The 20,832-nt window shown below is 35.9% G+C and carries 21 protein-coding genes; 8 read left to right on the top strand and 13 right to left on the bottom strand.

The features are described from left to right. Window positions 1-38 precede the first annotated feature (38 nt). The 4 genes from G6R40_RS14470 (at window position 39) to G6R40_RS14455 (ending at window position 3,866) form a co-directional block, all read left to right on the top strand. A complete protein-coding gene (locus G6R40_RS14470; RefSeq protein ID WP_165137149.1) occupies window positions 39-389 on the top strand; it encodes a 4Fe-4S dicluster domain-containing protein in 351 nt (116 codons plus the stop codon). A gap of 35 nt (window positions 390-424) precedes the next feature. Further along, window positions 425-1,483: a 3-phosphoserine/phosphohydroxythreonine transaminase gene (gene serC / locus G6R40_RS14465; RefSeq protein WP_165137146.1), complete on the top strand. Its 1,059-nt coding sequence runs from the start codon at window positions 425-427 to the stop codon at window positions 1,481-1,483. A gap of 179 nt (window positions 1,484-1,662) precedes the next feature. Then, window positions 1,663-2,622: a D-2-hydroxyacid dehydrogenase gene (locus G6R40_RS14460; protein ID WP_165137144.1), complete on the top strand. Its 960-nt coding sequence runs from the start codon at window positions 1,663-1,665 to the stop codon at window positions 2,620-2,622. After that, window positions 2,622-3,866, top strand: a complete 1,245-nt coding sequence (locus tag G6R40_RS14455; protein ID WP_165137141.1) for a DUF1015 domain-containing protein — start codon at window positions 2,622-2,624, stop codon at window positions 3,864-3,866. Before G6R40_RS14460 ends, G6R40_RS14455 begins: the two co-directional genes overlap by 1 nt. A gap of 298 nt (window positions 3,867-4,164) precedes the next feature. Here the strand turns inward: G6R40_RS14455 and G6R40_RS14450 are convergent, their stop codons facing one another. The 3 genes from G6R40_RS14450 to G6R40_RS14440 all read right to left on the bottom strand — a co-directional run bounded on the left by G6R40_RS14450 (window position 4,165) and on the right by G6R40_RS14440 (window position 6,946). Further along, window positions 4,165-5,262 carry a peptidylprolyl isomerase gene (locus G6R40_RS14450; RefSeq protein ID WP_165137138.1) on the bottom strand — a complete coding sequence of 366 codons (1,098 nt, stop codon included), beginning with the start codon at window positions 5,260-5,262 and terminating at the stop codon, window positions 4,165-4,167. Between the two features lie 12 nt (window positions 5,263-5,274). Next, complete coding sequence (locus tag G6R40_RS14445) at window positions 5,275-5,784, bottom strand: FKBP-type peptidyl-prolyl cis-trans isomerase (protein ID WP_165137135.1); 510 nt, start codon at window positions 5,782-5,784, stop codon at window positions 5,275-5,277. 100 nt (window positions 5,785-5,884) lie between these two features. Next, entirely contained in the window at window positions 5,885-6,946 is a 1,062-nt protein-coding gene (locus G6R40_RS14440) for a branched-chain amino acid aminotransferase (RefSeq protein WP_165137132.1), read from the bottom strand. A gap of 81 nt (window positions 6,947-7,027) precedes the next feature. Here G6R40_RS14440 and mnmD point away from each other — a divergent pair, with 81 nt between their 5' ends. After that, a complete protein-coding gene (mnmD, locus tag G6R40_RS14435; protein ID WP_185670493.1) occupies window positions 7,028-7,708 on the top strand; it encodes a tRNA (5-methylaminomethyl-2-thiouridine)(34)-methyltransferase MnmD in 681 nt (226 codons plus the stop codon). A 49-nt stretch (window positions 7,709-7,757) separates the two neighbouring features. After that, window positions 7,758-8,171, top strand: a complete 414-nt coding sequence (locus G6R40_RS14430; protein ID WP_165137129.1) for an NUDIX domain-containing protein — start codon at window positions 7,758-7,760, stop codon at window positions 8,169-8,171. Window positions 8,172-8,173: 2 nt separating this feature from the next. Here G6R40_RS14430 and G6R40_RS14425 read toward each other — a convergent pair whose 3' ends face one another. After that, on the bottom strand, window positions 8,174-8,887 hold the full coding sequence (locus G6R40_RS14425) for a DUF4294 domain-containing protein (protein ID WP_165137126.1): 714 nt from the start codon (window positions 8,885-8,887) through the stop codon (window positions 8,174-8,176). A 51-nt stretch (window positions 8,888-8,938) separates the two neighbouring features. On the opposite strand from G6R40_RS14425, the gene G6R40_RS14420 reads away from it, so the two are divergent. Together G6R40_RS14420 and rpe are read left to right on the top strand one after the other, a co-directional pair. Continuing rightward, window positions 8,939-10,012, top strand: a complete 1,074-nt coding sequence (locus tag G6R40_RS14420; RefSeq protein WP_165137123.1) for a M42 family metallopeptidase — start codon at window positions 8,939-8,941, stop codon at window positions 10,010-10,012. A gap of 44 nt (window positions 10,013-10,056) precedes the next feature. Beyond that, window positions 10,057-10,707 carry a ribulose-phosphate 3-epimerase gene (gene rpe / locus G6R40_RS14415; RefSeq protein WP_165137120.1) on the top strand — a complete coding sequence of 217 codons (651 nt, stop codon included), beginning with the start codon at window positions 10,057-10,059 and terminating at the stop codon, window positions 10,705-10,707. A 70-nt stretch (window positions 10,708-10,777) separates the two neighbouring features. Here the strand turns inward: rpe and G6R40_RS14410 are convergent, their stop codons facing one another. From G6R40_RS14410 to G6R40_RS14370, 9 genes are all read right to left on the bottom strand, one after another. Then, window positions 10,778-11,197, bottom strand: coding sequence for a nucleoside-diphosphate kinase (locus G6R40_RS14410; protein ID WP_165137117.1), 420 nt, complete (start codon window positions 11,195-11,197; stop codon window positions 10,778-10,780). A 270-nt stretch (window positions 11,198-11,467) separates the two neighbouring features. Then, entirely contained in the window at window positions 11,468-12,394 is a 927-nt protein-coding gene (gene rsgA, locus G6R40_RS14405) for a ribosome small subunit-dependent GTPase A (protein ID WP_165137114.1), read from the bottom strand. Between the two features lie 115 nt (window positions 12,395-12,509). Then, the gene (locus tag G6R40_RS14400; RefSeq protein ID WP_165137111.1) at window positions 12,510-13,589 is read right to left on the bottom strand and encodes a chorismate mutase; all 1,080 of its coding nucleotides are present in this window, start codon (window positions 13,587-13,589) and stop codon (window positions 12,510-12,512) included. 433 nt (window positions 13,590-14,022) lie between these two features. Next, window positions 14,023-14,487 carry a hypothetical protein gene (locus tag G6R40_RS14395; protein ID WP_165137108.1) on the bottom strand — a complete coding sequence of 155 codons (465 nt, stop codon included), beginning with the start codon at window positions 14,485-14,487 and terminating at the stop codon, window positions 14,023-14,025. A gap of 146 nt (window positions 14,488-14,633) precedes the next feature. Continuing rightward, window positions 14,634-15,716 carry a DNA polymerase III subunit gamma/tau gene (gene dnaX / locus G6R40_RS14390; protein WP_165137105.1) on the bottom strand — a complete coding sequence of 361 codons (1,083 nt, stop codon included), beginning with the start codon at window positions 15,714-15,716 and terminating at the stop codon, window positions 14,634-14,636. Window positions 15,717-15,821: 105 nt separating this feature from the next. Next, window positions 15,822-18,539, bottom strand: coding sequence for a sodium-translocating pyrophosphatase (locus G6R40_RS14385; protein WP_165137102.1), 2,718 nt, complete (start codon window positions 18,537-18,539; stop codon window positions 15,822-15,824). Between the two features lie 147 nt (window positions 18,540-18,686). Beyond that, window positions 18,687-19,298, bottom strand: coding sequence for an inorganic pyrophosphatase (locus tag G6R40_RS14380; protein WP_165137099.1), 612 nt, complete (start codon window positions 19,296-19,298; stop codon window positions 18,687-18,689). Between the two features lie 22 nt (window positions 19,299-19,320). Next, window positions 19,321-19,830 (bottom strand): hypothetical protein, encoded by a 510-nt coding sequence (locus tag G6R40_RS14375; RefSeq protein ID WP_165137096.1) that lies wholly within the window; start codon window positions 19,828-19,830, stop codon window positions 19,321-19,323. Window positions 19,831-19,929: 99 nt separating this feature from the next. Continuing rightward, window positions 19,930-20,832, bottom strand: a complete 903-nt coding sequence (locus G6R40_RS14370; RefSeq protein ID WP_165137078.1) for a hypothetical protein — start codon at window positions 20,830-20,832, stop codon at window positions 19,930-19,932.

The raw sequence follows: 20,832 nt of genomic DNA, 5'->3' as shown, positions 1-20,832 counted from the left end.
TTTCGTAATTTTGCACAAAATTATAAAATAATATAGCAATGGCTATTAAAATAACAGATGAATGTATTAATTGCGGAGCTTGTGAACCAGAATGTCCAAACAACGCAATCTATGAAGGCGCAGTAGACTGGAAAGCATCCGAAGGAACAGCACTCCAGGGTAGAGTTACTTTAACCTCTGGATTAACAGTAGATGCAGATGCACCACAAGAACCGGTGAGTGATGATATATATTTCATCGTTTCGGATAAGTGTACAGAATGTAAAGGCTTCCATGAAGAGCCACAATGTGCGGCAGTATGTCCTGTAGATTGTTGTGTACCAGATGATGATCATGTAGAATCAGAAGAATCTTTATTGGCTAAAAAAGCTTTTTTACACAACGAATAACATTGTTAGAAAACACCAAAATCTAATAAAATAAAATGAAAAAACACAATTTCAGTGCTGGACCAAGTATCCTTCCTCAAGAAGTCTTTCAAAAAGCTTCGGAAGCGGTTTTGGACTTTAATGGCATGGGACTTTCTATACTAGAAATCTCTCACCGAAGTAAAGAATTTGTTGCTGTAATGGACGAGGCCAGAGCCATCGTAAAACGCTTGATGAATCTAGGTGACGATTACGAAGTGCTTTATCTGCAAGGTGGCGCAAGTCTCCAATTTTTGATGACACCACTTAACCTTCTTACAGAAAACGGAAAAGCAGCTTATACCGATACCGGAACTTGGGCTGCAGGAGCGATAAAAGAAGCTAAAAAAATTGGCAATATTGATGTTGTAGCCTCTTCAAAAGAGGACAACTACAGCTATATCCCGAAAGACTATAAAGTAGGCGCAGATTACGATTATTTCCATTGCACATCCAACAATACCATCTACGGAACACAAATGAAAGAATTCCCGAAAGTAGATACATTGATGGTTTGCGACATGTCGTCTGACATTTTTAGCCGTCAGTTAGACTTTTCAAAATTTGATTTGATTTACGCAGGCGCTCAAAAAAACATGGGGCCAGCTGGTGCTGTCTTGGTCGTTGTTAAGAAAGATATCTTAGGAAAAACTGGACGTAATCTCCCTTCTTATATGGATTTAGGATTGCACATTGCTAAAGAGTCCATGTTAAATACGCCGCCAGTTTTTGCAGTATATGTTTCCTATTTAACGCTGAAACATTTGGAAGAAAACGGAGGCATCGCTGCTGCTGAAACAAAAAATGAAGCCAAAGCAAAACTTCTGTATGACGAGATTGACAGCAATCCTTTATTCGAAGGATATGCAGCAAAAGAAGATCGCTCGTTAATGAATGTTTCGTTCAAATTAACAGATGAAAGTAAAAAAGAAGCTTTTGATGAAGCTTGGAAAGCAGCAGGAATCAGTGGACTAAACGGACACAGAAGTCTAGGAGGTTACCGCGCAAGCATCTATAACGCGATGCCGATAGAAAGCGTACAAGTTTTGGTTGATGTCATGAAAAACTTCGCGTAATACTTTGAAGAAATAATAATTAAACGCCTTCTATTTTCAATATTAGAAGGTGTTTTTGTAGATAATAATGAATTTGCAAAAATATTTTTGACAGTTTTTTAAACTTTTGTATTTTTGTTCAATTTTAAAATTAAATAACAGCTAGCATCAACATGATAGCGTTAATAAAACCCTAAACAATGAAAGTTCTTGCAAACGACGGGATTTCCCAATCCGCAATTGACAAACTTACCGAAGCTGGCATCACCGTACTCGAAAACAGAGTAGCGCGTGAACATCTTGCAAAATTCATCAATGACAACCAAGTAGATGTTCTTTTGGTAAGAAGTGCTACACAAATTCGTGCAGAACTTATCGACGAATGCCCTAGCCTGAAAATCCTTGGACGTGGCGGTATTGGGATGGACAATATCGATGTTGACTACGCAATAGACAAGGGTCTTTACGTCATCAACACACCAACGGCGTCTTGCAAGTCCGTTGCAGAATTGGTCTTTGCACATTTCTTTGGTTTAGCCCGCAACCTGCACGAGTCTAATAGATTGATGCCACTAGAAGGTGACACCAAGTTTGATAGTCTCAAAAAATCATTTGCTAAAGCTTTTGAGCTATCAGGAAAAACATTAGGCATAGTAGGATTAGGAAAAATAGGAATTGAAGTTGCCAAGATAGGAATCAGCCTAGGCATGAAGGTTATCGCCTATAACAGAACACCTAAAACAGAACAGATAGAACTTCACTTTTTCGATGGACAAAGTCTGACTTTCCAAATAAAATCTGTAACTTTAGAAGATGTCTTACAAAAAGCCGACTTTATAAGCATTAATACGAGCAAACTTAATGCTTACATCCTCGACGCGCCAGAAATGGAAATGATGAAAGATGGTGTTTTCATTGCCAATACAGCTCGTGGTGGTGTTATCAACGAAGTAGCGCTTATAGACTATATAGAAAATGGAAAAATAGCAGGTGCTGCTTTGGATGTTTTCGAAAACGAACCGCAGCCAGAGTTACCACTATTAATGAATCCTGCATTGTCATTATCCCCACATATCGGAGGAAATACAATAGATGCGCAAGAAAGAATAGGACTAGAACTTGCCGAGCAAATCATAAACATCAAAAAGGAATTAGAATAATGCCGACTTTCAAAGCTTTCAAAGGTGTAAGACCTCATCCTGAACTTATGGATGTTTTCCCAACGCCTTCTTTAGACAATTTTTCTCAGGAAGAAATCAACGACAAGGCCAATATCGAGGATTCTTATATCCAAATGATAAAACCTGCCGTGGTTAGCAAATCCAAAGATGTTGATCGCAACTTAAGAAAAGTGCGTACCAATTTTGAGGAAATGTTAGAAGCTAAAAAGTTAACACAAGACGATTCTTCCTATTATCTTTACGAGCAAATATTACCAAATAAATCAAGCTTCAGAGGTCTTTTGGGATTGGTAAGTGTTGATGATTTTTTCAATGGAAAAATTAAAAAGCACGAATCCACCATCACCGAGCGCAAAATGAAAATGGCGCATTATCTTGACAAAGTCCATCTACAGGCAGAACCCGTATTGCTAACTTACAATGCCAATGCTAAAGTAGAATTGCTCATGTCGCACGAACAGAAAAATGTGCCGATTATCAACTATTTGGACAATCAAGGTGTAAGACACAAAATCTGGAAAATAGACAACCGACTGAAGCTTCAACAGTTCAAAGAGGTATTGGATCCTATTGATTCTTTCTACATTGCAGATGGACACCACAGAATCGGAAGTGTTGGCGAGCATGCCAAACGCCTTCGTGATAAGAATAAAAAATATTCTGGATTAGAACATTTTAACTTTGTATACAGCTTTATTGTTTCTAACCAATCCATAAAAATCCACGATTACAACCGTCTTTTAAAAGATTTAAACGGGCTAAACCCCGAGCAACTCTTGGAAGCTTTAGCAAAAGATTTCCAAATACACGAAAAAGGTGACGAGATCTACTATCCTTCGCAAAAATTCCATATTAGCATGTATCTCGATGGCAAATTCTACAGCCTCCATGTGAAACATGATATTCGCGTGGAAGAAAAAGGACACAACGATATGGACCATTATCTATTGGAAAAATATGTTTTTGATAAAATTTTGAAGCTAGATACTGAAGAAAAACGTGCCGAAAAAACAGACTATATCAAAGGAAATTCTTGTAAAGAAAGTATTATAAAAATTAAAGAAAAGGTAGATTCTGGGGTTTATAAAGTAGGCTTTGGCATTTATCCTGTAAGCTTCCAAGATCTCATTAAAATATCTGATAAAAAAATAAAAATGCCTCCAAAGTGTACTTACATCGAGCCAAAACTAATCACTGCCTTAATGATGTATGATATGAAATAAATTTTACTTTATACAAAATAAATAAGGGACAATAACTTCGGTTATTGTCCCTTTTTTAATGCATTTCCATTGTTCTTTCTAAATGCCAAACTTGCTTTTTTAAGTACGATTTTGTATCGTTAGTATTATGTGCAAAGCTGGTGCGCCCCGGATGGAACGGCCTGTCGGAGCTCGCGCCGCAGGCGCGGGCAATAGCCAAGGCGCGGCGCAGCGACTAGTGACAGCCGGAAATGGCGCCCAAATAAAAAAGCTGCCTCCGAAGAAACAGCTTTTGTATATTAATTGATTGTGAGAAGTTTTAGCTTCCTACTTTTACCAATTCTACATCAAAAATCAACCAGGCATTAGCCGGGATAACGCCTCCAGCACCTCTTTCGCCATATCCTAAGCTTGACGGAATAAGCAGTGTTGCCGTTTCGCCTTCTTTAAGAAGTAGGATGCCTTCGTCCCAACCTTTGATAACTTGTCCTACGCCAATCGGGATCTGGATAGGCTCGCCTCTTTTGAAAGAGTTGTCGAATTCCTCACCGTCCACCAACTTTCCAGCATAATGTACGGATACGATATCTCCAGATTTTGGTGTGCTACCAGCTTCGTTTTTCTTTGTGATTTTGTAATAAAGTCCAGAAGCTGTTGACTGCATTTCGGCCTTTAAAGCATTCACCAATTTGTCTTGGTTAGCTTGAAATTCCTGAAGTTTTTTAAGACGTTCTGCTTCTGCTTTGGCTTCGAAAGCTTTGTTGTTTTCTTCGATTTTCGCTTTACCTTCTTCGAAAGTTTTAAGCGCGTCATATTTTTTGTACTGATCGCCTTTGCTAAAAATTGTAACTTTCTGAAGAACTACATCTTCTTTTGGTTTGTCATTCGCAGCTTTTTCTACCGTTGCAATAGCGTCGATAACCTCGTTGCCTTTTACCACTTTTCCAAAAATCGTGTGTCTGCCGTCTAACCAAGGTGTAGCCACTTCTGTAATGAAGAACTGAGAGCCATTGGTATTAGGACCAGAGTTCGCCATAGAAAGTATTCCTTTTCCTGTATGTTGTAGGTCATTTTTTTCATCAGCAAATTTGTATCCTGGATCGCCCATTCCTGTTCCTTTCGGGTCGCCACCTTGGATCATAAAATCCTTGATGACTCTGTGGAATATTGTCCCATCATAGAAAGGTACTTTGTCTGCTTTCGCTTTGTTAGGGATTTTGCCTTCTGCTAATCCTACGAAGTTAGCTACTGTTACAGGTGCTTTTTCGTCTTCGAGTTTAACAAGCATTTCGCCTTTTGAAGTTTGCATCTTAGCATATAAACCATCTGTAAGGCTGTTGTAAGTTTCTTTGTCTATTTCCAATGTTTTACAGTTTAATAATGTTAATAATATCGGTACAAATAGTAGTTTTTTCATATATATTTTTAATTATAGTGTCCTTATTTTAATGATAATTGGCATGTCGCTAGCAATCTTATCATTGTCACCGTAAGATCCAAATCCTAAGGCAGAAGGCACCAACAAGGTAGCTTCCTGTCCTTTTTTCATATAGCGTACCGCATCCTCTACTGGGCGAAGATCATCAAATTTCCCTAACTCTTGATCTTTGATTTGTTTGGCATTATCATACAATTTCACCATATCAAAATCGTAGATGTCATATTCGTAACTTAGTTTTTCGCCATCATTTTTTTTATGGTTTGAAGCTAGATTTTCGATATCTACCCAATAATTCATTCCCATGGAATAGAATTTTTTATCTTGCGCATCAATCCATTGTTGGATCTGCTGTCGTTCCAAAATATTTAGATTCTTGTTTCTGGTTTTGGAAGCTTCCATCTCTTCGTGCGATACTTCGTTGGAAGTCGCTTCGTAGATAGGACTTTGTTTGATACAAGAGCTAAGCATGCCGATGCTTAAAAGAATTATTTTTTTCATAAATATCTTGCGAAAATAAGAAATTATTAGTCATTTCTTTCCATTTCCAGATATAAAAAAAGCCGACAAAAGTCGACTTTATGATATTTTAAGATAAGTTCTAGTATTTTTTATCAACCTTAACTCTCCATCCGAAGATATCCTCCGCATTATTCGTTTGAATGTCTACCAAAGCTTTTTTCAAAATGTAAGCAAAGCTTTCGTCATCTGACAAAGTTGGCAAAACAAATTTCTCATCACCATAACCGATAGCTTCAAATCTTGTTGTAACTACCGCAGTACCTACGCCCCAAGCTTCTTTCAAGCTACCATCTTTAGCCGCTGCAACCACATCTGCCACTTTAACATCGCCGACAACTAAATTAATTCCTTTATTTTTAGCCAATTGAATAAAGCTATCTCTGGTCACACCGTCCAGAATCTTTTCTGATGTACTAGGTGTATAGATGGTATCATTAATGCGTACAAAAACATTCATGGTACCACTTTCTTCAAAATATTCGTGGGTTGCGTCATCTGTCCAAATAACTTGGTCATAACCTTCATCGATAGCCAATTGTGTTGGATAGAATGATGCAGCATAATTACCTGCTGCTTTTGCAAATCCTACTCCTCCGTTAGCAGAACGAGAATAGTAATCCGATATTTTTACAGAAACTGGTGCAGAATAATAACTTTTTGCAGGTGTTGCAACAATCGCAAACATATATTTGTTAGATACTCTCGCTTTCAAAACTTCTTCTGTAGCGAAAACGACTGGACGAAGATACAAAGAAGTTCCTTCTCCTTTTGGTATCCATGCTCTGTCAACATCAACCAACGCATTAAGCCCATCTATAAAAGCCTCTCTTGGAATTTCTGGAATTGCTAAACGTTTAGCTGATTTATTAATTCTTTCAAAATTTTTCTCGGGACGGAATAAAAATACGTCATCATTTTCATCTTTGTAGGCTTTCATTCCTTCGAAACAAGCTTGTCCATAATTAACCCCCATCATGGCTGGTGTAAAAGGAAGTGGTCCGTAAGGAACCAATTTAACATCACCCCATTTTCCGTCTTCGTATTCACAAATAATCATGTGATCTATGAAAGTATCTCCGAACGAAAAGTTATTAGGATCAAAAGTAGCTAGCTTAGAATTTTCTGTCTTTTGAATTATCATTTTTGAATTTTTTTATGTAGTCTTACAAATATATAATAATTTTTTTAATCTCAAAAAATAAGTTTATATTTGAAAAAAAAGATGATAAATAGAGAAATAATTACGACTAAAGACGGAAGCAAAACACTATATATCAATAACTTAAATGAAAGCTACCATTCTCAATACGGTGCCTTACAAGAAGCCGAACATGTATTTATTAATAATGGATTCATAAAAATAAATAATTATCAAATTAATATTTTAGAACTAGGTTTAGGGACAGGTCTTAATCTTTTAGTAACAATTAATGAATTATTGAAAAATGACAAAAATCATATAATTCACTATTTTGGAATTGAGAAATATCCTGTTAATGAATCCGAAATTGAAGTCCTAAGTTATGCTAAGCATTTTAAAAATCCAGAAATAGCATTATTAGAAAAGAAAATACATGCTGCCGCTTGGAATGAAATGATTGAAATCACACCAAATTTCTATTTAACAAAAATAAAAGCTGATTTTTTTGATATTAAAAACCTGGAATTACCTCCAATAGATTTGGTATATTTTGATTGTTTCGGCGCTAAAGTCCAACCCGACTTGTGGGAAAAAGATTTATTCGAAATCGTTGCTGACAAAATGAGAATTAATGGCTTACTCACAACATATTCTTCCAAAGGCAGTGTCAGACGATGTTTGCAAGAACTTAATTTTGAGGTTCAAAAATTAGCTGGTCCTCCTGGAAAACGAGAAATGCTCAACGCGATAAAGCTTTCCTAGATTTTTTTTTCAAATTAAAAGCTTATATTTATTGAACCAAAAGCAAACTATGATTGACAAAATAAACATTAGAGTTTACGGGATCTGTATAAAAAATCAGGCTGTACTAAGCCTCCATGAAGAATACGCTGGCGAATTTTTAACCAAACTTCCCGGCGGAGGATTAGAATATGGAGAAAGCGTTATCGCATGTCTAAAGCGTGAGTTTTCCGAAGAACTAAATGTTGAGATAGACGTTGTAAAACATTTTTATACCCAAGAAGAGTTTTTAGTATCGAGGTTTCGTGAGAACGAGCAGCTTTTGACCATTTATTATCTTTGTGAAATCAAAAACGAAGAAGATATGCTCATCATCGACCCTTGTATCGAAACAGCAGAATGGATTCCCTTAACGAAAGAAAACCCATTCCCACTACCAATCGACAATATTGTTTTTGAAAAATTAAAACAAGAGTATCTATAAATTTATTTTTGTACTTTAAAATCTTGATAACCTGGATAAGGTTTCAGATAACCATAATTCCAATTACTAATAAGAAGGCTTTCTACAAAAAAATCTTCTCTTGATTTGTGCGGATTATAAGGCGTTTTAAGACTTACATCTGCCATATTACCTTTTACATTCCACCAAAAAGCACTCCATCCACCGCGCAGTTCTTTAATTATTTCGTACACGGTTTTCCCAGTGGCACGGTTCATCAATTTTGCAAAAACTTGCCCTTCTGTTGTCGTCAAATCGCGCAATTGTTTTTCGTATTCATTCGCTAATTCTTCTTGCCGTTTTTTTATGTATTTCGTTTTCGCTCTGTCATCCATAGATTTGGTTTCATCGTCCAGACCTCTGTATTGCTCTAGCGCATGTAAAAAAAGCGGATATACACGATTTAACTTCTTATTTAAAAAGAAATAAAAATTACGATCCAGTTGATTATTAAATTTGGGATTTGCTCGAATCAAAAGCTCATCCATTACCACCACTTGTTCTCCATTGATATCATAGATTTTCGCTTTTTGAACTTCGTCATAATAATACCAATTTCCGAATTCATCTTTTTTTAGTTTATCTCTTGGCATTTCGCTCAGCGCTTTAGGAACTTGCATAACTTCCGTTTCATTTTGCGCTACCACATAAGACCCTACAAAGATGCTTAAAACCAAAAATAACTTATAAAATTTCATTACTTTTACCTCACATTTGAAACTTGACTATTATCAAAAATCATTCCTATTATGAAGTTTGAAAAAAAATCCTTGAAATTTTTAGAAGAATACCTTAATACTGCTTCACCAACAGGTTACGAACATGCTGGACAAAAGCTCTGGACTAATTATATTAAGAATTACGTTGACAAAATAGAATTCGATCATTATGGTACCGCCTATGGTATTATTAATCCAGAAGCAGAATTCAAAGTCGTTATAGAAGCCCATGCGGATGAAATCAGTTGGTATGTTAATTACATTACCGATGATGGGTTAATCTACGTCATTAGAAATGGAGGATCAGACCAAACAATAGCTCCTTCAAAAGTGGTTAATATCCATGGAGAAAAAGGTATTATTAAAGGTGTTTTCGGTTGGCCAGCAATTCATACAAGAACCAATCAAAATGAACCCACTCCCAAAATTGAAAACATCTTTATCGATTGCGGTGCAACAACCAAACAAGAAGTTGAAGACTTAGGCATTTTTGTAGGCTGCATGATAACTTATCCCGACGAATTTTTTGAATTAAACGACCGTTATTTTGTTTGTCGAGCGTTGGATAACCGCATTGGAGGTTTTATGATTGCAGAAGTTGCACGACTTTTAAAAGAGAATAAAAAAACACTTCCTTTCGGGTTGTACATTACAAACTCTGTGCAAGAAGAAGTTGGTCTTTATGGCGCAAAAATGATTGCAGACACCATCAAACCAAATATCGCTATTGTTACCGATGTTACCCACGACACCACCACACCCATGATTGAAAAGAAAAAAGAAGGCGAGCAGAAATGCGGTGACGGCCCTGTTGTTTTCTTTGCACCAAGCGTTCATCACAACATTCGTGAACTAATTATCGATACTGCAAAAAATAAAAAAATACCTTTCCAACGAGCCGCAGCAAGTCGTGCGACAGGAACCGACACGGACGCTTTTGCACATTCCAATGGCGGCGTGCCAAGTGCTTTAATATCCTTGCCTTTACGCTATATGCACACGACGGTTGAGATGGTTTCTAAAGAAGATGTTTACAATGTTATTCAATTGATTTACGAATGCCTTTTGAAAATTAAACCAAATATGAAATTAAAATATCATTAATCCTCTACAGAAAATCGAAAATAAAAGTAAAACAATTAGTAAAAATGAAAAATAAATTAATCGCACCTTCCCTATTATCTGCAGATTTTGGAAATCTACAACGCGACATTACTATGCTCAACGAAAGTCAAGCCGATTGGTTGCATGTTGATGTGATGGACGGAAGATTTGTCCCCAATATTTCCTTCGGATTTCCAGTGATGAAAACCATTCAGGAACACGCAAAAAAATTCGTAGATGTCCATTTAATGATCGTCGAGCCAGAAAAATATGTTGACGAATTTATCAATATGGGCGCCGATTTGGTTTCAGTACATTTCGAAGCCTGCACCCATCTTCACCGCGTTATTAATCAAATCCAAGATCGGGGTGCAAAAGCAGGTGTTGTCCTTAATCCGGCAACGCCAGTTATGTTATTGGAAGATATTATTAAAGAGGTTGATTTGGTTTTATTAATGAGTGTAAATCCTGGATTTGGCGGACAAAAATTTATTGAAAACACCTACAAGAAAGTTAAAGAAACCAAAAACTTAATCCTGGACAACAATTCTACAGCTTTGATACAAGTGGATGGTGGCGTTAATCTTGATAATGCCTCAAAATTATTCGAAGCTGGCGCGGATGTCTTGGTGGCTGGAAATGCAGTTTTTGCATCCGAAAATCCTGCTAAAACAATTGAACTTTTAAAACTTTAAAGTTTATTAAAATTCAACCAATAAAAAAGCGACATCCAAAAGATGTCGCTTTAATTTTTCAATCTATTACTTAGAAAATTTCTCTTCCAGAAAAATGGAACTGAGCTTCGATAAGCGCATTCTCATCAGAATCTGAACCGTGTACAGCATTTTCGCCAACACTTCTTGCAAACATTTTTCTAATAGTACCTTCTGCAGCATCTGCAGGATTAGTAGCACCAATTAATGTGCGGAAATCTTCAACAGCATTATCTTTTTCCAAAACCGCCGCAACGATTGGTCCCGAAGACATAAATTCTACTAACTCTCCATAGAAAGGTCTTTCTGCGTGAACTTCATAAAACTTTTTAGCATCTGCTACGGTAAGTTGTGTAAGTTTTAGCGCTTTAAACTTGAATCCAGCTTCTGCGATTTTCCCTAAAATAGCACCAATATGTCCATCTGCAACCGCATCTGGTTTTATCATGGTGAAAGTAATTTTTCCTGACATTGATTTTTTAAATTAATTCTATGCAAATTTACAATTTTTTATATATATTTGCTACTGAATTTCTCAATAAGAGATGATGATAATTTTTGGCACACAGTTTGCTAGTAATTATTACGATTCTCATGTTTAATTTGAGTTTTCATGGTTATTAGTTTTTACCCAGCCTCGGCTGGGTTTTTTTATTTTTAAAAATTCGATTATTTAATATATAAACATAAAAAAGGTTTCAAAAAACTCTTGAAACCTTTATATACTTAGATGAACATTACATTATTTTAATTGTTGCTCTTCCGCCTCATCCATTAATTTAACATAGTTAAAATAACGATTCTGTTCAATCTTTCCTTCTTCTATTGCTTCCAGAACGGCGCATTTTGGCTCATTGAGATGAAGACAGTTGTGAAATTTACAATGTTGTCCTGTTTTAAAAATTTCAGGAAAATAATGTTGTATTTCCTCTTTCTCAACATCAATCAAAGCAAACTCACGGACGCCTGGCGTATCAATCACTGCGCCACCAAATTCCCAAAAATGCATTTGTGCAAAAGTTGTGGTATGTTTTCCTTTGAGATGCACATCAGAAATTTCTCCCGTTTTGAGATTAAGATTGGGCTGCAAGGCATTTACCAAAGTTGACTTTCCACTTCCCGAATGCCCAAAAAATAAAGAAATTTTGTCTTTGATTATATCTTGTAAAGTTTCTAAATTGTGTTTTGTGTACGATGAAATCTCAAGGCTGTCGTAGCCAATGTCATCATAAATGAATTTAATGGTGTTTAATAATTCAAAATCATCATCTGAGAGAACATCGACTTTATTAAATAAAATTAATGGTTTTATATCATAAGCTTCACAACACACCAAAAATCGGTCTAGAAAACCCAAAGAAGTCTCTGGATGTTTCAATGTGAAAATAATGCAAGCCAAATCCATATTCGAAGCGATTATGTGTGCTTCTTTGGAAAGGTTAACCGATTTTCGAATGATATAATTCTTTCGTGGAAAAATTTTGGTTATCCATGCAATATCATCTTGCTCCAAAGTAAACTCCACCGAATCGCCCACTGCCAAAGGATTTGTCAATCTGGTTTTGATCAGTTTGAATTTTCCTCTGATACGTGCTTCATAGATTTTTTTTTCAGATTCTTCTAAAACCTGATACCAACTTCCGGTAGATTTGATAACGATTCCTTGCATTAATTTTTAATAAAAAACTTCACTGTTACAATGGAGACAAAGCTAACAATTTATAATTGCTCTCGCAAAGCTCAATTTGTAGAAGTGAAGTTTTGTGATTTTGAGCTATCAAAAACTATCTGTTGATCATTATATTGTTTTGAACCTCGATTGATTCTTCGTGAATGGCTTTGAATATTTTTTCAATAAAATCCTGGCTCATACTAGATTCATTGGCTTTTTGCGCAGCATATTCAGCAATAATCTTCCACCGCTCTGGCTGGAAAATAGCGATATTATTCTCTTTTTTTAATGTTCCGATTTTTTCAGAAATTTTCATACGTTGCGACAACAATTCAATGAGTTGAAAATCCAAATCACTGATTAGAGTTCTGTATTTCCCCATTTCGTCTTCGTAACCAGAAATGTCCGACCTACGAATCTGAATATCATTAATCATTTGTGCTAGAACTTCTGGCGTAATCTGTTGCGCAGCATCACTCCAAGCTTCATCAGGATTACAATGGCTTTCAATAATTGCACCTTCGTAACCTACATTAAAAGCTTCCTGCGTTACGCTGGCAAGCCCAGTTCTATTTCCACAAATATGCGAAGGGTCGATAAACATTGGGATATTTGGGAATTGATGTTTAAAATCTAAAGCTATTTGCCAATTCGGAATGTTGCGGTATTTTGTTTTTTGATAAGTCGAAAAACCCCGATGAATAACACCCAAATTTTTAACATCTTGACCCAAAAGTCGTTCTAGCGCACCAATCCATAATGCCAAATCTGGATTAACTGGGTTTTTCACCAAAACAGGTTTGTCTGTTCCACGAAGTGCTTGCGCGATTTCCTGAACTGTGAATGGATTAACCGTTGAGCGCGCACCAATCCACAAAACATCAACATCTGCTTCTAGCGCGGCAAAAACATGGTGTGCATTAGCAACTTCCGTAGCGGTTTTGAAACCATATTCTTGCTTAACCTTTTTCAACCAGTTCAGTCCAATAACGCCGACACCTTCAAAGCCATTCGGTTTTGTGCGAGGTTTCCAAATTCCCGCACGGAAAACTGAAACGTCAGCATCGCTTTCTTTAAGTCTTTTCGCTGTTTCTAGCATTTGACTTTCGCTTTCTGCAGAACATGGCCCTGCAATAATCATTGGTTTTTCAAAACCTGTTATCCAATTATTTTCTAAGTCGTTTAAGTTCATTTTATATCGTTCCTTTTTATGAGTAATAATACAATAGTCTATCTGTTATAAATCAAAATTTATAATTCTTTAGCAAAAAATGTTGTTTAAAAAAATCTTAAATGTGACACGGAACATGAATATTCCGTTTATTTTTTGAAAAAGAAATTTAGTTAGCTATACCAATAATATCGGTAATAACTTTTAAAATTTCTATAATAAGTTTCAAAATAGCTAAACAATCCACCAAAAATAAAGGCAGATTCTAAAGTAAAGAAATATGGAAATTTTGTCGCTTCCATTAATAAGTCCTTTTGACAAAGGCTTTTCAGCTAGTTTGATTAATAATTTTTCTACAATTCGGTAGAAATACAGAACAAATATATGACTTTATGACAAATTACAACAAAATATTATTATTTTTTTCAAAGGCAAAAAATTAAAAATCTTAGGATTAAGACAAATCAAACCGCATCAAATCATTAAGATCTTTAAGTACAGGATTAATCTCAGAGAATTTTTCGAAAAGTTTTTTCTTGGTCATCACTTCTTGAACGATGCTTTTGTCTTCTTTAAAACTCAAGCGAATCGAGAAGTTTTTAATTTTGTGTTTGAAATGATTAACAAATTCTCCCGCAACTTTGTCAAATTCAGCTTTTGCTGTCGAAGAAGAATACAAAACTTCGATTTGTGATTCGTTGATTTTGGTAAGTTTAAAATTGTTTATTGCATTATAAGCCACTGAATCCAACTTTGACAATTTCAACAAAAAACCTTTCCATTCGCGTTCTAAATCAGCTTGTGAAAAATGCTCATTTGGTAAATCCTCTTCAATAGGGGCAAAAAGTTCAGTCGATTCTTCTTTTTTATTTAGAAAAGCATTGATACTAAATTCTGACGATCGCGCTTGTTGCGCCAAAGGCTTTGCTGATTTCTCAACTTTTGGTGGTGCTTCTGGAAAATTTGGTACCGATTTTTTTACCTCAACCTCGCTTTTATTTTGAGGAACTGACGCATTGGAATTGGGAGATGTTTTTAAATTAGCTTGTAGAAGAGGTGCTAATATTAAGAACTTTTTTTTTTAGCTTCTAATCCTGCTGTAAGACTAGAAAGTTGCATCAATGCAATCTCAACTGTCAAACGTGGATTTTTGGAATTTTTGTAATTGATATCTGCGAAATTACAAATCTCAATTGCATCTATTAACTGTTGGGCTGACCATTTTTGACTTTGATCGAAGAATTTTTGTTTCGTCTTTTCTCCAACTTCAATTAATGCTAAAGTTTGAGGATTTTGTGACATCATCAAATCCCGAAAATGACTTCCTAATCCAGCAATGAAAACATGTGGATCAAAACCTTTTTTAACAATGGTATCAAAAGCGGTTAATACTTCTGGAATTTTATTGTCTTTCGCAAAATCTACGATATTAAGATATTGATCGTAATCTAAAATATTAAGAACTTCAGCAGCTTTCTCTAAAGTGATATTTTTCTGAGAAAAAGTTGACAATCTATCAAAAATCGATAAGGCATCACGCAAGGCGCCATCGGCTTTTTGGGCAACCATATACAGCGCATCATCTTCGTAAGCAATGCCTTCTTTGTCAGCAATTTTCCTAAGATGATCTTGGATATCCTCTATCGTAATTCTTTTGAAATCATAAATCTGACAACGCGACAAAATGGTCGGGATAATCTTATGTTTCTCTGTTGTTGCTAAAATGAAAATCGCATGAGCAGGCGGTTCTTCCAAAGTTTTAAGAAAAGCATTGAAAGCCGCAGTTGACAACATGTGAACCTCATCGATGATGTAAACCTTATATTTCCCAACTTGTGGTGCAAACCTTACTTGATCGGTTAAATCTCGAATATCATCAACCGAGTTATTGGAAGCAGCATCTAACTCATAAATATTAAGTGCAAAGCCATCATCATCGTTAGCGCCAGATTTTTCGTTAATTTTTCTTGCCAGAATTCTAGCGCAGGTCGTTTTACCAACACCACGCGGTCCACAAAACAACAATGCTTGCGCCAATTGATTTTCTTCAATAGCGTGCTCTAGCGTATCTGTGATATGCGATTGACCAACAACTGTGTCAAACTCTTGTGGACGGTATTTTCTAGCAGAAACAACGAAATTTTCCATTGCTCAAAAATAAGGAATAAATTTGAATTTTAAAATCTTTATCCGAGTTTTAGTAGAAATAAAGAAAGCCAGCAGTGGCCGACTTTCTCATTCCAAAACTACTTACTATAATGTTGTCACTCGGACATCAATTCTTCTATTCTTGGCTTTACATTCTGCAGTGTCATTGGTTGGACAAATTGGAAATTCGGAGCCGTAACCTTCCGTTTCTACTCTATCTGTTGCAATTCCTGCATCTAGCATTTTTTGTTTTGCGGCGTTCGCACGTTCCAAAGACAATGTTTTATTGGATTCTGGATTCCCTGTGTTATCTGTGTAACCACCAAGTTTAACTTTAATACTTGGAACATCTTTCATAATTGCAATTAGATTATTCAATTGAAGTTCCGAACCAGATTTTAAATTACTTTTCCCAGATTCGAAATATAAATTTTCAATCGTAAACCAACGCTTATCATCAAGTAAACTTTCCTCCTTCTTTTTTACACCTTGATACATGTTCCAAAGTTGACTTTTGTTTCCTAAGTTAATTTCTTCTCCCGAATTTAATTTTACTTTTTCAAGATCACCAAGTTCATAAACAAAATCACCATCAGGAGTAAGATTTCCAACAATTATAGACTCTTCCGCTATAGTTGAATGATTAGATCCTAACATTATTTTTGCATTAAGATGTTCTATTTTTTCTAAACGTTCTTCAATAATTTGATCGTGGTACATCGTTGCCAAAGAAGGTGCTATAACAAGAGAAACAATCGACATGAGTTTAATTAAAATATTCATAGATGGACCAGATGTGTCTTTGAAAGGATCGCCAACTGTATCGCCCGTCACCGAAGCTTTATGCAAATCTGAACCTTTATAATGTATTTCTCCATTAACTTCCACACCTTTTTCAAAGGACTTTTTTGCATTATCCCAAGCGCCTCCAGCATTATTTTGGAACATTCCCAAAAGTACGCCACTCACCGTAGCGCCAGCTAGAAAACCACCTAAAACTTCAGGACCAAAGCTAAAACCAATAATTAATGGCGACAAAATAGCAATAGCGCCAGGCGGCATCATTTTACGAATCGAAGCATCTGTAGAAATGGCTACACATTTTTCATATTCTGGTTTTGCTTTACCTTCCAAAATACCTGGAATCTCTCGAAATTGTCTTCGTACTTCCTCTACCATTGCCATTGCTGCTTTTCCCACAGCCGTGATGGCCAAAGATGAAAATATAAACGGAATCATGGCACCAATAAACAAACCTGCTAAAACATCTGCTCGATAAATATCAATCCCATCGATTCCTGCAATACCAACAAAAGCAGCAAACAAAGCCAAAGCCGTTAAAGCTGCTGAAGCAATTGCAAATCCCTTGCCCGTTGCTGCAGTCGTATTACCAACAGCATCCAAAATATCTGTTTTCTCACGAACTTCACTAGGAAGTTCGCTCATTTCTGCAATTCCGCCTGCGTTATCTGCAATGGGACCAAAGGCATCAATCGCAAGTTGCATCGCCGTTGTTGCCATCATCCCAGCTGCAGCAATCGCAACACCGTAAAGACCAGCACACAAATAAGAACCATAAATTCCTCCTGCCAATACAATAATTGGAAGCATCGTAGATTCCATACCAACAGAGATACCACCAATAATATTGGTTGCATGCCCAGTACTCGATTGTCTTACAATACTTTTAACAGGACGCTTGCCCATCGCTGTATAATATTCGGTTATGATACTCATCAAAGTACCGACTACTAAGCCAACGATAATTGCACCATAAACGCCATTTCGTGTAAATTCAAATCCGCGAAGAAGCATTTTTTCTGGTAAAATATATTGAACTAAAAAATAACAAGCAATCGCCGTAATAACAATACTTCCCCAGTTTCCTAAGTTGAGCGCATTTTGCACTTTTGCTGTACTTAGTGCAACAGTATCACTAACTTTAACAAAGAAAGTGCCTATAATTGAAAAAATAATCCCTAGCCCAGCAATAAGCATTGGTAAAAGAATTGGTGCAAAACCACCGAACTGATCAACAGATATTGTTTCTCTTCCCAAAACCATTGTCGCCAAAACGGTTGCAACATAAGAACCAAAAAGGTCAGCACCCATACCAGCAACGTCACCAACATTATCACCCACATTATCCGCAATAGTTGCTGGATTACGCGGATCATCTTCGGGAATACCTGCTTCCACTTTTCCAACAAGATCAGCTCCAACATCCGCCGCTTTTGTATAGATACCTCCACCAACACGCGCGAACAAAGCTATAGATTCGGCACCGAGAGAAAAACCTGTTAGCACTTCAATCGCGCGTTCCATCTCTTGAGAATCAACGGAAGCATTAGGCGCAATAAGTTGTTTAATAATAAGATACAAAGATCCCAAACCTAAAACTGCCAAACCTGCTACCCCCATTCCCATAACAGAGCCTCCTGTAAACGAAACCTTCAGAGCTTTTGACAAACTTGTCTTTGCCGCTTCGGCTGTTCTGACATTGGCTTTGGTAGCGATTTTCATTCCGATAAATCCTGCCAAAGCACTCAACACGGCTCCGATAACAAATGACAAACCGATTGACCAATGCGAACTGGCATTAGAAAAGCCCATGAAACCAAGTAATAATGCGACGATGATAACAAAATAAGTTAAGACTTTGTATTCAGCAAAAAGAAATGCCATTGCGCCATCAGCGATATAGCCGCTAATTTCTTTCATTCTGTCATTTCCTGTAGGTTGCCGACTAACCCAATTGCTTTGGATAAAAGTATACAATAAGGCGACTACTCCAAATAGAGGAACCAAATAAAATAAATCCATAGTTTATTGTTTTAATATTAAAATTGTGATTGGTTTGATAAATATATAAAAAATATTAAATAATAAAATAAAAATAACAATTTCATTAAAACAAAAAAAACAGACGAAATCGCCTGTTTTATATCATCTTTAAAATCTACTTAGCTATTACCCGCCGTAGTTTTTAGCATAATCTTTTTGAGAAGCTACAATAACTTCTTTCGCGTGATCCGCTCCGTAGATCTCATCGATTCTACAATTTGCAGGTTCGAAAGGTAAGTTTTTGTAAGTTAAAAAATAGTGTTGTAGTCTTGAAACTTCAGCTTTTGGAAGTTCAGAAATATCACGAATATGTCCATAGACTTGATCATCAACCAATACCGAAATAATTTTGTCGTCCGCCTCACCTTTGTCAATCATTTTGAATCCTCCGATTGGGATAGCATCCATCAAAAGACCACCTGAGTGAATATTGTGCGAGCTAAGAACCAAAATATCCAATGGATCGTGGTCGCCTTCTGCTACATCGGTAGAACCTCTTTCGATTGCCAATTTTTTAACTTCTTCGTCGCAATAAGTTCTTGGTACAAAACCATAAACCGCTGGAATAATGTTGGAAAATTTTTGAGGACGGTCAACTTTAAGAAAACCTGTTACTTTATCTACTTCGTATTTGATTGTATCAGAAGGTACGATTTCTACAAAAACCGTTACTACATTTGGCGCATCCGGTCCTGCAGAAATCCCGTGCCATGGATGCGATTTAAAATTTGGAATCATAATTTTATAAAACTATTTATCTTTAAACTAATTTATTAACATCGTTTCGTAAGCCTTCGATACTATCGCTGATATAATCCTCAGCATTTACATAGTTCATCAGCAATACGGTTTTGAAATCCTCCAAAGAAGAATTTTCACTTAGCTTTTCATAAGTTGTATGCAAAAGCTGAATAACATTATTTTTTGAAGTTACAATGTTGTTCCAAGAGGTTTTGGTAATATACAATTGTTGGGACGAGTTGTACTCAAATTCCTCATTAATCGTCTTTTGCACCAAAAATAAAAATTCATGAACTGCCAAGTCTTTATCGAATTTCATGACAAAGTTAGAAGGCTTGAGGCGTTCCAAAAACAAAGTCATTCTTTCGTTAGCTTGTAGCTTGATAGTGTTGTTCGATTTCCCCGAAAGTAGCAGTAACTCCTTCTTTTTAAGATTTAAAAAACCATATACAAACTGTCTTGCAAAAAACAAAAACGGTACAGCAATAAGGATTGCAAAGGCATAAGGTAAATAATCTGAGTCGAACATTTCTATTTTAAATGAGGTTGCAAAATTAATAATAATTATGCTTCTTTTTACTAAAATATTTAATAAAAGTAATTGTTGTTACAAAAGCTTAACACTTCTTTAGGAAAATATTTTTGTTGTCGCTTTTAAAATAACTTTGGACTTGGGGTTTTCAAAACTTTTGTAAGGTCGCAATTCTGGGCGATATCCGCGGAAAAACTCTTCAACATTCGGAAGGTCGCTACCTTCAAAATCAAAAACACGGCTTCCAACATAATTTTTAATCGCATCATCTATCAAGACGCAAGCTCCACTGAGTTTTACAAAAGCTTTGTCATTAAAGGTTCCTAACAAAATTGCGTTGACATCATCTTCATACATTGCAATCATGTTAATCCATTTATGATGGTATTTGAAGCCAAAAACTTTAAGGTAGTTTTGGTTAAAAAATGCTTCAAAAACATTGATAAAATCTTCCAAATCTTGACCTTCTACTCCAGCACTATTGTTACGGATAAAACTTTTAACCTCCGAAAAATTATTCACCAAAATCCGTTCAGAATTATCTAAAACTTCTTGGTCTAATCGCAGTTTACGTTTTCTTTTTGGAGAATATTTTTGTCGAATTTCCTCATAATTTCCAACAGGAATAAGAAAATTATTTCGATTTTTTAAATCTAAATTAATTTGGTTAGCATCATTAAAAGCATAATACCAAACAGCGTATTTGGCATTCAGAACTTCAAAAAAATGTTGATTCAGTTTGTCATCATCTACTTTAGAAAAAACGCCTAATTGCTGACAGAGCTTTGGCAGAATGACATATTTAAGCCCGAATTTTTTCTGTAATGGCACTGGCAAAACGGCTTCGTAATCGTCTTTTACAAGAAGTTCCCAATTACCTTTGCCAGCAACAATATCGAGATAATGCGGATATGCATAGCTTTTACATTGAGCCGAATTATCCAAACAATTTATATATTTATCAAAATCAATATCTTGATATTTTACTTTTCTAATCAT

Origin of the sequence: Chryseobacterium sp. POL2 (assembly GCF_011058315.1) — a bacterium.
GTDB lineage: Bacteria > Bacteroidota > Bacteroidia > Flavobacteriales > Weeksellaceae > Soonwooa.
This window is presented reverse-complemented; position numbering and strand designations above follow the sequence as displayed.

What these genes read in the sequence shown, in the direction of transcription:
- rpe (WP_165137120.1), top strand. Translation starts at nt 10,057, where the DNA reads ATGAAAAATAAATTAATCGCACCTTCCCTATTATCTGCAGATTTTGGA.
- G6R40_RS14445 (WP_165137135.1), bottom strand. Translation starts at nt 5,784, where the DNA reads ATGAAAAAAATAATTCTTTTAAGCATCGGCATGCTTAGCTCTTGTATC.
- G6R40_RS14460 (WP_165137144.1), top strand. Translation starts at nt 1,663, where the DNA reads ATGAAAGTTCTTGCAAACGACGGGATTTCCCAATCCGCAATTGACAAA.
- G6R40_RS14430 (WP_165137129.1), top strand. Translation starts at nt 7,758, where the DNA reads ATGATTGACAAAATAAACATTAGAGTTTACGGGATCTGTATAAAAAAT.
- G6R40_RS14410 (WP_165137117.1), bottom strand. Translation starts at nt 11,197, where the DNA reads ATGTCAGGAAAAATTACTTTCACCATGATAAAACCAGATGCGGTTGCA.
- G6R40_RS14370 (WP_165137078.1), bottom strand. Translation starts at nt 20,832, where the DNA reads ATGATTAGAAAAGTAAAATATCAAGATATTGATTTTGATAAATATATA.
- mnmD (WP_185670493.1), top strand. Translation starts at nt 7,028, where the DNA reads ATGATAAATAGAGAAATAATTACGACTAAAGACGGAAGCAAAACACTA.
- G6R40_RS14455 (WP_165137141.1), top strand. Translation starts at nt 2,622, where the DNA reads ATGCCGACTTTCAAAGCTTTCAAAGGTGTAAGACCTCATCCTGAACTT.
- G6R40_RS14450 (WP_165137138.1), bottom strand. Translation starts at nt 5,262, where the DNA reads ATGAAAAAACTACTATTTGTACCGATATTATTAACATTATTAAACTGT.
- G6R40_RS14380 (WP_165137099.1), bottom strand. Translation starts at nt 19,298, where the DNA reads ATGATTCCAAATTTTAAATCGCATCCATGGCACGGGATTTCTGCAGGA.
- G6R40_RS14375 (WP_165137096.1), bottom strand. Translation starts at nt 19,830, where the DNA reads ATGTTCGACTCAGATTATTTACCTTATGCCTTTGCAATCCTTATTGCT.
- rsgA (WP_165137114.1), bottom strand. Translation starts at nt 12,394, where the DNA reads ATGCAAGGAATCGTTATCAAATCTACCGGAAGTTGGTATCAGGTTTTA.
- G6R40_RS14470 (WP_165137149.1), top strand. Translation starts at nt 39, where the DNA reads ATGGCTATTAAAATAACAGATGAATGTATTAATTGCGGAGCTTGTGAA.
- G6R40_RS14420 (WP_165137123.1), top strand. Translation starts at nt 8,939, where the DNA reads ATGAAGTTTGAAAAAAAATCCTTGAAATTTTTAGAAGAATACCTTAAT.
- G6R40_RS14425 (WP_165137126.1), bottom strand. Translation starts at nt 8,887, where the DNA reads ATGAAATTTTATAAGTTATTTTTGGTTTTAAGCATCTTTGTAGGGTCT.
- dnaX (WP_165137105.1), bottom strand. Translation starts at nt 15,716, where the DNA reads ATGGAAAATTTCGTTGTTTCTGCTAGAAAATACCGTCCACAAGAGTTT.
- G6R40_RS14440 (WP_165137132.1), bottom strand. Translation starts at nt 6,946, where the DNA reads ATGATAATTCAAAAGACAGAAAATTCTAAGCTAGCTACTTTTGATCCT.
- serC (WP_165137146.1), top strand. Translation starts at nt 425, where the DNA reads ATGAAAAAACACAATTTCAGTGCTGGACCAAGTATCCTTCCTCAAGAA.
- G6R40_RS14385 (WP_165137102.1), bottom strand. Translation starts at nt 18,539, where the DNA reads ATGGATTTATTTTATTTGGTTCCTCTATTTGGAGTAGTCGCCTTATTG.
- G6R40_RS14400 (WP_165137111.1), bottom strand. Translation starts at nt 13,589, where the DNA reads ATGAACTTAAACGACTTAGAAAATAATTGGATAACAGGTTTTGAAAAA.